11 protein-coding genes are annotated in these 12,054 nt (G+C 70.8%); 4 read left to right on the forward strand and 7 right to left on the reverse strand.

The window, feature by feature from the left end:
- Positions 1–83: 83 nt before the first annotated feature.
- The 5 genes from ACH4U8_RS19060 to ACH4U8_RS19080 all read right to left on the reverse strand — a co-directional run bounded on the left by ACH4U8_RS19060 (position 84) and on the right by ACH4U8_RS19080 (position 4,994).
- Positions 84–332: a hypothetical protein gene (locus tag ACH4U8_RS19060; RefSeq protein ID WP_395778852.1), complete on the reverse strand. Its 249-nt coding sequence runs from the start codon at positions 330–332 to the stop codon at positions 84–86.
- 342 nt (positions 333–674) lie between these two features.
- Complete coding sequence (locus ACH4U8_RS19065; RefSeq protein WP_360305372.1) at positions 675–1,181, reverse strand: DUF3099 domain-containing protein; 507 nt, start codon at positions 1,179–1,181, stop codon at positions 675–677.
- 132 nt (positions 1,182–1,313) lie between these two features.
- Positions 1,314–1,853, reverse strand: coding sequence for an RNA 2'-phosphotransferase (locus ACH4U8_RS19070; protein ID WP_395778854.1), 540 nt, complete (start codon positions 1,851–1,853; stop codon positions 1,314–1,316).
- Between the two features lie 199 nt (positions 1,854–2,052).
- On the reverse strand, positions 2,053–3,462 hold the full coding sequence (locus ACH4U8_RS19075; RefSeq protein ID WP_395778856.1) for a metallopeptidase TldD-related protein: 1,410 nt from the start codon (positions 3,460–3,462) through the stop codon (positions 2,053–2,055).
- Positions 3,459–4,994 carry a TldD/PmbA family protein gene (locus ACH4U8_RS19080; protein WP_379987987.1) on the reverse strand — a complete coding sequence of 512 codons (1,536 nt, stop codon included), beginning with the start codon at positions 4,992–4,994 and terminating at the stop codon, positions 3,459–3,461. Before ACH4U8_RS19080 ends, ACH4U8_RS19075 begins: the two co-directional genes overlap by 4 nt.
- A 341-nt stretch (positions 4,995–5,335) precedes the next feature.
- On the opposite strand from ACH4U8_RS19080, the gene fabG reads away from it, so the two are divergent.
- Together fabG and fabI are read left to right on the forward strand one after the other, a co-directional pair.
- Complete coding sequence (fabG, locus tag ACH4U8_RS19085; protein ID WP_395778858.1) at positions 5,336–6,040, forward strand: 3-oxoacyl-[acyl-carrier-protein] reductase; 705 nt, start codon at positions 5,336–5,338, stop codon at positions 6,038–6,040.
- 4 nt (positions 6,041–6,044) lie between these two features.
- A complete protein-coding gene (gene fabI / locus ACH4U8_RS19090; RefSeq protein ID WP_395778860.1) occupies positions 6,045–6,824 on the forward strand; it encodes an enoyl-ACP reductase FabI in 780 nt (259 codons plus the stop codon).
- A 160-nt stretch (positions 6,825–6,984) separates the two neighbouring features.
- Here the strand turns inward: fabI and ACH4U8_RS19095 are convergent, their stop codons facing one another.
- The gene (locus ACH4U8_RS19095) at positions 6,985–7,281 is read right to left on the reverse strand and encodes a hypothetical protein (RefSeq protein ID WP_360305382.1); all 297 of its coding nucleotides are present in this window, start codon (positions 7,279–7,281) and stop codon (positions 6,985–6,987) included.
- Positions 7,282–7,695: 414 nt separating this feature from the next.
- Between ACH4U8_RS19095 and ACH4U8_RS19100 the strand changes: the two genes are divergently transcribed.
- Positions 7,696–10,050: an MMPL family transporter gene (locus ACH4U8_RS19100; RefSeq protein ID WP_395778862.1), complete on the forward strand. Its 2,355-nt coding sequence runs from the start codon at positions 7,696–7,698 to the stop codon at positions 10,048–10,050.
- 222 nt (positions 10,051–10,272) lie between these two features.
- On the forward strand, positions 10,273–10,788 hold the full coding sequence (locus ACH4U8_RS19105) for a SixA phosphatase family protein (RefSeq protein ID WP_379987988.1): 516 nt from the start codon (positions 10,273–10,275) through the stop codon (positions 10,786–10,788).
- Between the two features lie 80 nt (positions 10,789–10,868).
- Here the strand turns inward: ACH4U8_RS19105 and serB are convergent, their stop codons facing one another.
- Positions 10,869–12,053, reverse strand: a complete 1,185-nt coding sequence (gene serB / locus ACH4U8_RS19110) for a phosphoserine phosphatase SerB (protein ID WP_360305388.1) — start codon at positions 12,051–12,053, stop codon at positions 10,869–10,871.
- Between the last annotated feature and the right edge of the window lies 1 nt (position 12,054).

Here is a 12,054-nt window from a genome sequence, read left to right on the forward strand (position 1 = left end):
GACCCACCGCGCCGATCAACCCGCCGCGTCCGCAGGCGAGTTCGTTGCGCCCGGATCGCTGCCCGGATCGCTGCCCGGATCGCTCAGGAGCCCGCGCCGGCCGGCGGCCGCGGTTCGTGCCAATCGGCGAACGCGATGGTGTCCTTGAGGAATCCGCGAATCGCCAGGAACTGGGACAGGTGCTCGCGGTGCTCGTCGCACGCCAGCCACGTCTTGCGCCGTTCGGGGGTGTGCAACTTGGGGTTGTTCCACGCCAGGACCCACACGGCGTCGGCGCGACAGGCCTTCGCCGAACAGATCGCACGGTCGGGATCGGCGGGGGTGGGGAACATGTCCACCAGTGTCGCAGACCGGGTCGTCCGCCCGGCCGCGGTGCGTCGCACGCCGTGTCGAACGCGCACCCGACAGACACCCGAAAGACATTCGACAGAGATCTGACCCCGTGTCAGGCGCCAACCGGAGCGCTGCGCTCAGTAAGCAACAGGCTGGTGCGGAAACCCGGTACGGACCGACTTGCCTGACAGTCAAAAGACCCGGACACGGGCGATGCCGGGCAGCCACGGGGGGAGCCGCCCGGCATCGCGTCGGTCGCTCCGACGGGGGATACGGAGCACGTTTCGAAGTATGGCACGTCCTGCATGCGGTTGAAGCACCAACCCGCGTAGCGCTTGGCGCTAATTTTTGACGGGCTGCGAAGGGGCGCCCGTCGGGTCGCCCACCCGGCCCCGATCGGCGCCTCCGGGGTCACCGTGTGTATCCGAATTCGTGTGCGAGGAAAGGTCGGTGGGCTCCGGGCCGGCAGCCGAGGGGGCTCCGGCGGGCATCGTCCAGGAGTCTTCCGAATGGGTGTGCAGGGTCTCCCGCTCGGCGCTGGTGAGCACCGCGCCCGGCGGCGGCTCCAGCGCCTTGGGCGCGAGCGGCGGCACCACCTGGGACTGCACCGGCGCGTTCGACGTGGGCTCGCGACCGGCGTTGGCCAGTACCACCGCGATGTAGGGCAGGAAGAGCGCGCCCGCGATCAAGATCCACCGCCACGGCGACGGAGTGAACACCGCGGCGACGAAACACACCGTACGCACGGACATCGAGACGACGTACCGGCGTTGGCGCCCGGCCACGTCCTCGGTCAGCCCCTTGCGCGCACCACTGATCTGGTACACCGAGCCCTTGGCGTTCTTCACGATCCCACCGTCTCCGACCACGTCCGCACACCCGTCCCGGCCCTTCACGGTACGCCCGCTGGTGGGCCGGACCGAGACCGGGGGCGGGACCTTTGCCGCAAACTGACCCGAGTGGGGGATCGCGGCACCGGGTCAGCCGAGCCGCTCCAGAAACTCCGGCGGCACCGCCGGGACCAGCCACACGCCGTTGTCCGAACGACGGAACACGTGCCCGGCCGCGACCATGCGCTCCGCGCGCACCACGAACAACACCGGTCGCCCGCGTCGCGCGCCCACCCGGCGGGCGGTCTCGGTGTCGGCGGACAGGTGTACGTCGTGCCGGTCCATCGGCCGCAGGCCCTCGGCCAGGATCGCCGGCACGCTCTTGGGATTGGTGCCGTGATAGAGCACGGCGGGCGGCACGGTCTCCACCAGACCCAGGTCCACCGCGACGGTGTGCCCCTGACTGGCCCGAATCCGGGTGCCGTCGGCGGAGAAGGCGAACCGTCGCTTGTCGTTCTCCTCGACCACCTGCTCCAACTCGGCCCGGGTCAGCGCCATCCCCCGGGCGTTGCACGCCGCGAGCAGCACGTCCACGTCGACCCAGCCGGCCTCGTCCAGGGTGATCCCGAGCCGCTCCGGCTGATGCCGCAGGTGTCGGGACAGATACTTCGAAATCTTGACGATGTTCATGATGACCCCCAACGAAAGCACGGAGACCCGTCCGGGGACAGCGCTTTTCCCCGCAGGGGACGGCGACCCGGGCCGGGACACCCGCTCCGGGGCACCGGCTCCGGGAGGCCCGCTGCGGGGACACGAACGCCGACGGACCGAACCCGGCCCGTCGGCGTTCGAGGACGGCGGGCCGCAGGGCCGCCCGCCGTCCGTCGGGTCACTGCGCCTGGCTCGGCGAGGACATGTTGAAATCGCGGACCCGCAACGGCGGCATCGCCGCGCGGGTGAACCAGTCGCCCCACTCGCGCGGGTAGGTGCGCTCGGTGCGACCCACCTCGACGGCCCGCCCGAGCACGTCCACCGGCGACTCGTTGAAGCGGTAGTTGTTCACCGCCCCGACCACCTCGCCGCCCTCGACCAGGTACACCCCGTCCCGGGTGAGCCCGGTCAGCAACAACGTCTGCGGATCCACCTCGCGGATGTACCACAGGCAGGTCAGCAGCAGCCCGCGCTCGGTCGAGGCGACCATGTCCGCCAGGCTCGGACCGTCGGCCGGCCCGTCCAGGATCAGGTTGTCGATCTCCGGTGCGACCGGCAGCCCGGTCAGCTCGGCGGTGTGCCGGTTGGTCATCAGCGACGTGAGCACACCGTCGGTGACCCAGTTCGTCCGGGTCAGCGCGAGTCCGTTGTCGAACACCGACGACGCGTCGCCGGAGGCGTGCGCGATGGTGAACGGCGCGCTCTCCAACCCGGCGTAGCCCGGGTCGCTGTACAGCGTCAGCGGCAGCTCGCTGAGCCGGTCGCCGATCCGGGTGCCGCCACCGGGCCTGCTGAAGACCGTACGGCCCTCGTGCGCGTCCCGGGCGCTGCCCTGCCAGTACATGTAGACCATCAGGTCCGCGACCGCCGTGGGCGGCAGCAGCGTCTCGTAGCGGCCCGCCGGCAGGTCGATCGTGCGGCTCGCCCAGGACAACCGCTGCGCCAACTCCGCGTCGATCGTGCCCAGGTCCACATCCCGGAAGTCGCGCGTGGGCACCCCGCCCCACGCCGACCGGGTCAGGTCGGCCGACTTCGCGTTCAACTCGACGTGCCCGGTGGGCTGGTCGTGCCGCAGCCGCAGTCCGGCCGAGGTGCCCACATAGGTCGAGGTGAGCTGATGCGAGGCGAATCCGTACAGCAGCCGGTCGCTCTCCCGGGCCCGCCCGAACGCCGCGCCCAGCTCGGGCGCGAAGTCGGCGAACACGCCGATCGAGGTCTGCGCCGGCGCCTCGGCGAAGCCGCCGTCCGGGCCGCCGCCCGCGCCGAGCAGCTCGCGCGCGTCCTCGGCCGGACCGGCGTCCCGGGCCGCCGCCTCCGCGGCCCGGACCAGGCCCTCCAGTCGATCCACCGTCACGCCGCTGCGCGAGACGATCCCGGACGCGGTGCCCTCGGTGCCCGCGACGGTGGCCACCACGGTGACCCGCCGACCGCGGGTCTCGCCGTTGGTGGTCAGCGCGTTGTTCGCCCAGCGCAGGTTGGCCGCCGAGGTCTCCTCGGCGATCACCACGCAGCCGTTCGCCTTGGACAGCGCCAGCGCGCGCTCGACGGTCTCGTTCGGCCGCGTCACCACGGTCTGCCCGCTGCTCATCGACCCGCCTCCTGAACCGTGTTGAGGACCTTCACACCGCGGAACAGCGCCGACGGGCAACCGTGGCTGACCGCCGCGACCTGACCGGGCTGGGCCTTGCCGCAGTTGAAGGCGCCGCCCAGGACGTAGGTGCCCGGGCCGCCGACGGCCTCCATCGAGCCCCAGAAGTCGGTCGTGGTCGCCTGGTAGGCGAAGTCCTTGACCTGCCCGACGATCCGGCCGTCCTCGATCAGATAGGCGCGCTGGCCGGTGAACTGGAAGTTGTACCGCTGCATGTCGATCGACCACGACTTGTCGCCGACGATGTACAGACCCCGGTGCACCCGGCCGATCAGCTCGGCGGTGGACAGGTCGTCCGAGCCCGGCCGGAGCGAGACGTTGGCCATCCGCTGCACCGGGACATGGCCGGGGGAGTCGGCGAAGGCGCACCCGTTGGATCGGCCCAGGCCCTGCATCAGCGCCATCCGCCGGTCGAGCTGATAGCCGGTCAGGATGCCGTCGGTGACCAGGTCCCAGCTCTGCGTCGCGACACCCTCGTCGTCGAAGCCGATCGTGGCCAGGCCGTGCTGCACGGTGCGGTCGCCGGTGACGTGCATGACCGGCGAGCCGTATTGCAGCTTGTTCAGCTTGTCGAAGGTGGCGAACGAGGTGCCCGCGTAGGCGGCCTCGTAGCCGAGCGCGCGATCCAGCTCGGTGGCGTGCCCGATCGACTCGTGGATGGTCAGCCACAGGTTGCTCGGGTCGATCACCAGGTCGTACTCGCCCGCCTCGACACTGGGCGCCCGCACCCGCTCGGCGAGCAGGCCCGGCAGCGACGCGAGCTCCTCCTCCCAGTCCCAGCCCTCGCCCTTGACGTACTCCCAGCCCCGGCCGACCGGCGGCGCGATGGTGCGCATCGTCTCGTACGCGCCGGATTCGCGGTCCACCGCGATCGCGGTGAGCTGGGGGTGGATCCGCACCCGCTGCTGCGTGGTGGTGGTGCCGGCCGAGTCGGCGTAGAACTTGTTCTCCTGGACGACCATGCACGTGGCGTCCACATGGTCCACGCCGTCGGCGGCGAGCAGTTCCCGACTCCAGCGCGCGAACAGCGCGATCCGCTCCGCCTCGGGCACCTCGAACGGGTTGACCTTGTACGTCGAGATCCACGTCCTGTCGGCGTGCACCGGCTCCTTCGCCAGCGCGACCGTCTCGCCCGCGCCGGCCGCCTCGCTCACCGAGCGGGACACCCGCGCGACCGCCACGGCCTGCTCCGCGACGTACGCGGCGGCCTCCGGGGTCAGGTCGACGCCCGCCGCGAAGCCCCAGGCCCCGTCGTGCACGACGCGGACCGCGAAGCCCACGTCGGTGGTGTCCACGGACGAGTCGGTGCGCCCGTCGCGCAACCGGAAGGACGCGTCTCGCACCCGCTCGAAGCGGAAGTCCGCGTGTTCGGCGCCCAGTTCCCCGGCTCGGGACAGGGCCGCGGCGGCCAGCTCCCGAAGGGGGTAGGCGAGGAACGTCGGATCGATCTCGTTGGGCACCCATTCCTCCATACGTTCGGCCTGTCGGCTCGCGTCGTTCAGTCAACCAGACACGATGTCGCCGGCATTCCTGGGTTTTCCGGCCGGACGGTCGTGCGTCGGACGGGTCTTGCGCCCGGACAAGCGGAACCAAACCTGCCGGACGCAGGCCGGCCGGATTCGGTCGGCGGAGCGGCTCGTTCCGGTTATCGTGCGCTCTTGTCGGGTTCCCACAACGATCGATCCGCGGACGCTGTCCCGGACCGGATTCCCCTTACCCCGGGGTAGCCCGATAGCGTCATCGTGACGCAAGCCGTCGGCCCGCGCGAGGGTGCGGCGAGCACGTTCGAGGACGAAGACGAAGGAGTGATCCGTTGAGCCGGTCCGTACTGGTCACGGGAGGAAACCGGGGCATCGGCCTGGCCATCGCCCGGGCCTTCGCCGCCGACGGCGACAAGGTCGCGATCACGTATCGCTCCGGCGAGCCCCCGGAGGGCCTGCTCGGGGTGCGCTGCGACATCACCGACGGCGAGCAGGTCGAGCAGGCGTTCAAGGAGGTCGAGGCCGCCCACGGCCCGGTCGAGGTGCTGATCGCCAACGCGGGCATCACCCGCGACACGCTGCTGCTGCGGATGAGCGAAGAGGACTTCACCAGCGTCGTCGACACCAACCTCACCGGCACGTTCCGGGTGGTCAAGCGGGCGAGCAAGGGCATGTTGCGGGCCCGCAAGGGTCGCATCGTGCTGATCTCGTCGGTGGTGGGGCTGCTCGGTTCGGCGGGTCAGGCCAACTACGCGGCCTCCAAGGCCGGCCTGGTCGGCTTCGCCCGCTCGATCGCGCGGGAACTGGGATCGCGCAACATCACCACGAACGTGGTCGCGCCCGGCTTCGTCGACACCGCGATGACCGAGGTGCTCGGCGAGGAGCGCAAGGCGCAGATCCTCAAGGAGATCCCGCTCGCGCGCTACGCCGACGTGGACGAGGTCGCAGGCGTGGTCAAGTTCCTCACCTCGGACGCTGCGTCGTACATCACCGGAGCCGTCATCCCTGTGGACGGCGGACTTGGAATGGGGCACTGAACTCATGGGCGACCTGCTTGCGGGCAAGCGCATTCTCGTCACCGGCGTCATCACCGACGCCTCGATCGGCTTCCACGTCGCCAAGCGGGCCCAGGAGGAGGGCGCCGAGGTCGTACTGACCGGATTCGGCCGGCTCTCGCTGGTCAACCGGATCGCGAACCGGCTGCCGAAGCCCGCCCCGGTGATCGAGCTGGACGTGCAGAACCCCGAACACCTCGCGTCCCTCGCGGACAACGTGCGCGCGCACGTGCCCTCGCTCGACGGCGTCGTGCACTCGATCGCGTTCGGACCCAAGGACGCGCTCGGCGGCAACTTCCTCGACACCGAGTGGGCCGACGTGGCCACGGCCGTCCAGGTCTCGGCGTACTCGCTGAAGTCGCTGACGATGGCCTGCCTGCCGCTGATCGAGGCGAACAAGGGCGCCGGCGGCTCGGTCGTCGGCCTCGACTTCGACGCGCAGGTGGCGTGGCCGGGCTACGACTGGATGGGCGTCGCCAAGGGCGCGCTCGAATCGACCTCGCGCTACCTGGCCAAGTACCTGGGTGAGAAGAACATCAGGGTCAACCTGATCTCCTCGGGCCCGGTCAAGACGATGGCCGCGAACAGCATCCCCGGCTTCGAGAAGTTCGAGGGTGTCTGGAACGAGAAGGCCCCGCTGGGCTGGGACCTGCGCGACGCGGACCCGGCCGCCCGGGGCGTGTGCGCACTGCTGTCCGACTGGTTCCCCAAGACCACCGGCGAGATCATCCACGTCGACGGCGGCCTGCACGCGATCGGCGCGTAACGCTCGAAACGTCTCCCGCAGCCCGATCGCCCGACCCACCCGGTCGTGGCGGTCGGGCTGTGTCGTCGTCGGCCGGGAGGGCGGACGGGCACGCGGGGCCGCCTGTGCACCGCGGCCCCGTTCGCGAACGGCACGGTGGGCGGGAGGGCGAAAACCCTCGTCAACCGGTCGCGGCGGCGATCGTCGCGGCGATGCCGATCAGCACGGTGATCAGCAGCATGATGCCCAGGATGCCGCCGAGTTGCCTGGCCGAGGACTTGTTCGGGTCCGGCGGCGCGAGCACCGTCTGCCGGAGCTCGTCGGTCGCGCCCGATTCGGCGGCCTTGCGGGCGAGGATCTCGTTGCGCGCGGTCGAGCGCGCGACTTCCTCCGCGTGGGCGCGCTCCTCGCGGGCCTTGCGAGCGGCCATGGCCCGCTCGTACCGCTCCTTGGAGGATTCGCCAGATGTAGCAGCCATGGGGACGAGTTTCGCAGACCCGCCCGGCCGGGCCGACCGGTGGGGTGGAGCGGGTCGCACGGCGACCGGGGGCCGGCCGGGGTGGGGCGAGCGGGAACTCCCGGTGACCGGTCGGGCGTTGTGCACGCGTAGGGACCCGCACCGAGGATGACCTTCCCCCCGAGTGCCGTACCGGGCGTTGTCGCAGGTCGGCGGCATCGGGGAAAAAGCTTCCCCTTACATGTATCCGGTCGTGCCCCGACCGATCGCCCGCCCGGCTCCTTCTCAGGGGTGGGGCCAGCCCTACTACGCAGGGGTGCCTGCCCCCCGATCAAGACACCGGTTCGCAGGATGTGGCCCCCGGTCGCCCGCCAATACCTTCGTGTGTGTCGAGGAAGACCCTCGGCGAAGCGGAGCACACAGGAGCGGGGACCAATGGCATCCAGGCGTAATTTCGCCGCCTCGATCGGTGGCTGGAGTGCACAGCATCGCAAGACGGCGGTATTCGGGTGGCTGCTGTTCGTGGTCCTCGCCGTCGTGATCGGCAACATGAGCGGGACGAAGGAGATCAGCAAGGCCGAGCGCGGTGTGGGGGAGTCCGGCCGGGCCGCACGGATCATCGACGACGCGGGGATCAAGGAGCCCGCGGGCGAGATGGTGCTGGTCCGCAGCGACAAGCTGGTCACCGAGGACACGAAGTTCCGCGCCGCGGTCGACGATGTGATCAACCGGGTCAACGCCACCCAGGTCAAGGGCGGCAAGGGCCCGGCCACCGAGCACATGCGTTCTCCGTTCGCCGGTGACGGCGGCATCTCCTCGGACAAGCATTCGGTGCTTATCCAGTTCGACATGACGGGCGAGGAGGACAAGGCCGCCGACAACATCCAGCCCGTGCTGGACGCGGTGGCCGAGGCCCGCAAGGCGCACCCGGACGTGGTGGTCGAGCAGTTCGGCGACGCCAGCGGCGAGAAGTGGTTCCAGGACACCATCGCCAAGGACTTCACCCGGGCCGAATGGACCGCCGTCCCGCTCGCCCTGGGCATCCTGCTCGTCGCGTTCGGCGCCGTGGTCGCGGCACTGCTGCCGGTGGCCCTGGCCCTGACCGCGTTCGTGGCCGCGGGCGGTCTGCTCGCGTTGAGCAGTCGGCTGATGCCGGTCGGCGACAGCGCCCAGTCGGTGATGCTGCTGATCGGCCTGGCCGTGGGCGTCGACTACTGCATGTTCTACCTGCGCCGTGAGCGTGAGGAGCGGGCCAAGGGACGCGACCCGGAGACCGCGCTGCGGATCGCCGCCGCCACCTCCGGCCGTTCCGTGCTGATCTCCGGCATCACCGTCATCGTCGCGATGGCCGGCATGCTCCTGTCCGGACTCAGCGAATTCGAGTCGATGGCCTCCGCGACCATCCTGGTCGTGCTCACCGCGGTGCTCGGCTCGCTCACTGTGCTCCCGGCGATCCTGTCGATGCTGGGCGACCGGGTGGACCTGGGCAAGATTCCCGGGCTCGCCAAGATGCGCCGTCCCACCGAGGGCAGCAAGGCGTGGGGCAAGATCCTGGGCGTGGTGCTGAGCCGGCCCAAGGGCACCGCGGTGCTCGCCGGCGGTCTGCTGATCGCGCTGACCGTCCCCGCGATCGGCATGAAGACCTCCGAACTGCCGATCGACAAGGAACTGCCGACCTCGCTGTCCATCGTGCAGACCTACCAGCACATCGAGAAGGCGTTCCCCGGCGGCCCGGCGCCCGCCCAGATCGTGGTCAAGGCGACCAACCCCGACGACCCCAGGCTCGCGGCGGCGTTCGACAAGCTGCGTGCCGAGGCGGTCGCCACCGGACAGATGCACGAGCCGATCGAGGTCGAGCGGCAGGGCGGCACGAACGTCTTCAAGGTCTCGGTCCCGCTCGCCGGCGGCGGCAACGACTCCACCAGCAACAAGGCCCTGGACACGCTCCGCGGCAAGGTCATCCCGAACACGCTGGGCAAGCTGGACGGCGTGGACGCCCCGGTGACCGGCAACACCGCCGGGTCGGTGGACTTCAACGACAAGCTCGACGACACGCGACTGCCGATCTTCGCCTTCGTGCTCGGCTTCGCCTTCCTGCTGATGCTGGTCTCGTTCCGCTCGATCGCCATCGCGGTCACCGCGATCGTGCTCAACCTGCTGTCGGTGGGCGCCGCCTACGGTGTGATGACGCTCGTCTTCCAGGAGGGCTACGGCGACTCGCTGGTGGGCACGGAGGCACCGGGCGCGATCGTCTCCTGGATCCCGATGTTCCTGTTCGTGATCCTGTTCGGCCTCTCGATGGACTACCACGTGTTCGTGGTCTCGCGAATCCGTGAGGCGTACGACAAGGGCATGGACACCAAGTCGGCCGTGTCGCACGGCATCCGCACCACCGCCGGGGTGGTGACCAGCGCGGCGACGATCATGGTCGCGGTGTTCGGGGTCTTCGGCACCCTGTCGATGCAGTCGATGAAGCAGTTCGGTGTCGGCTTGGCGGTCGCGGTCCTGCTGGACGCGACGATCATCCGCGGTCTGCTGCTGCCGGCCGTGATGACCCTGCTCGGCGACCGCAACTGGTACCTGCCCCGCTGGCTCGGCTGGCTGCCGCAGATGGACCACGGCGACGAGGCGATCGAGGCGCCGGCCCCGGCCGCCGAGCCGGTCCCCGCGTACGCCTCGGCCGGCGGCTACGGCACACCGACATACGAGACGGGTCGCCACCGGGGCGGCAACGGCTACGACGAGAGCGTGTCCGGCTCGCGCCGGATCCCGCGCCCGCCGGTCGGCTGACTGTCGAGCGCACGGTCGCCGGTGCGGGGCCGGCGACGACCGTGACGACCACCACCCCGTAGATCCGAGGAAAGCACGGGTCGGGACCGGATACTCGGTCCCGACCCGTCGTGCGTGGGGCGCGGTCGCCCGGCCCGGTCGGCGCGTGCCCGCTCCTCCTCGATCGAGTCCTGCGGTGCCGACCGGCAGTGCACAACGGCCGATGTCTGAGAGGCTGAACCCATGGCATCCCACCGACAGCGCAATCTTGTGGTGATGAGGCACGCGAAGGCCGAGTGGCCCGACGGGCCGGACCACGAGCGACCCCTGGCCGAACGCGGCCGCAAGGACGCGGCCGAGACCGGGCACCGACTGCTCGACCAGGGCATCACCCCCGATCTGGTGGTGTGCTCGCCGGCCGTACGCACTCGGGAGACCTGGCGGCTCGCGGGCAAGGCCTACGACCACAAGCCGCACACCGTCTACGACGAGCGGGTGTACGAGGCGAGCGCGCAGGCGCTGCTCTACCTCGTCCAGGAGACCCCCGACGAGGTCGACACACTGCTGCTGATCGGGCACAACCCGGGCGTGGCCACGCTGGTCAACGCGTTGGCGGGCAGCGGCGAGGACGACACGCTGGTGCGCCTGCGGGAGAAGTACCCGACCTCGGCGGTCGCGGTGCTGAGCCTGCACACCGCGTGGGCCGACCTTCAGGAGCGCTCGGCACACCTGGTTCGCTTCAGCACGCCGGCGACCTGACCCCCGACGTCCGGGCCCGCCCGGTCGCACCGTGTGTGGTGCGACCGGGCGGGCCCGGATTCGGTTCCGCGGGGGGCCGGCTACGCGTCCGCCGCGTCCGCCGCCTCGATCTCGTCCCGGGTCACGCCCAGCAGGAACAGCACGGTGTCCAGGAACGGCACGTTGACCGCGGTGTCGGCGGCCTCGCGCACCACCGGCTTGGCGTTGAAGGCCACCCCCAGGCCGGCGGCGTTGAGCATGTCCAGGTCGTTCGCGCCGTCGCCGATGGCGACCGTGGCGGTCAACGGCACCCCCGCGTCGGCCGCGAAGCCGCGCAGCAGCCGGGCCTTGCCCGCCCGGTCGACGATCTCGCCGACCACCCGCCCGGTGAGCCTGCCGTCCACCACCTCCAGGGTGTTGGCCGCGCTGTAGTCGAGCCCGAGCTGCTCCACGAGCGCGTCGGTGACCTGGGTGAATCCGCCCGAGACGATGCCCACCTTGTAGCCGAGCCGCTTGAGCGTGCGCACCAGGGTGCGCGCACCGCGGGTGAGCACGACCTGCTCGCGGACCTTGGCGATGGCGTCCTCGTCCAGCCCGGCGAGCAGCGCCACCCGGGCCCGCAACGACTCGGCGAAGTCCAACTCGCCGCGCATCGCGGCGGCGGTCACCTCGGCCACCTCGTCCAGGCAGCCGGCGTGCTCGGCCAGCAGCTCGATCACCTCGCCCTGGATCAGGGTCGAGTCCACGTCCATCACGATCAGCCGCTTGGCCCGGCGGCGCAGGCCGGAGGGCTGGACCGCGACGTCCACCCGGCGCTCGGCGGCCTCGGTGGCCAGCTCCAGGCGCAGCTTGTCCGTCTCGACGCCGGAGACCTGGAGCTCGATCGCGGTCACCGGGTACTTGGCGAGGCGGAATATCCGGTCGATGTTGGCGCCGGTGGCCGCGATCCGGTGCGCTATCCCGGCGAACGCGGCGGCCTCCAGCGGGTGGCCCAGCACGGTGACGTGCGAGCGGCCCTCGCCGCGCGGACGGTTGTCGCCGACACCGGAGAGGATCTCCGCCTCCAGCCGCTCGCCGTCCGCCCAGCGGTGCACGCCGGCCCGCAGCCGGCCCTCGTCGGTCGGCGTGGTGATCAGGACGCACAGCGTGAGCCGGCCCCGGGTGACGGTCTGCTCGACGTCGACGACCTCGACGGAGTGGCCGGCCAGGATCTCGAAGAGGCTCGACGTCACCCCCGGCCGGTCCTTGCCGAAGATCTTGACGAGAAGAGTGCGCGGCGCATTCATG

This window comes from Embleya sp. NPDC020886, assembly GCF_044333915.1.
Classification (GTDB): domain Bacteria; phylum Actinomycetota; class Actinomycetes; order Streptomycetales; family Streptomycetaceae; genus Embleya.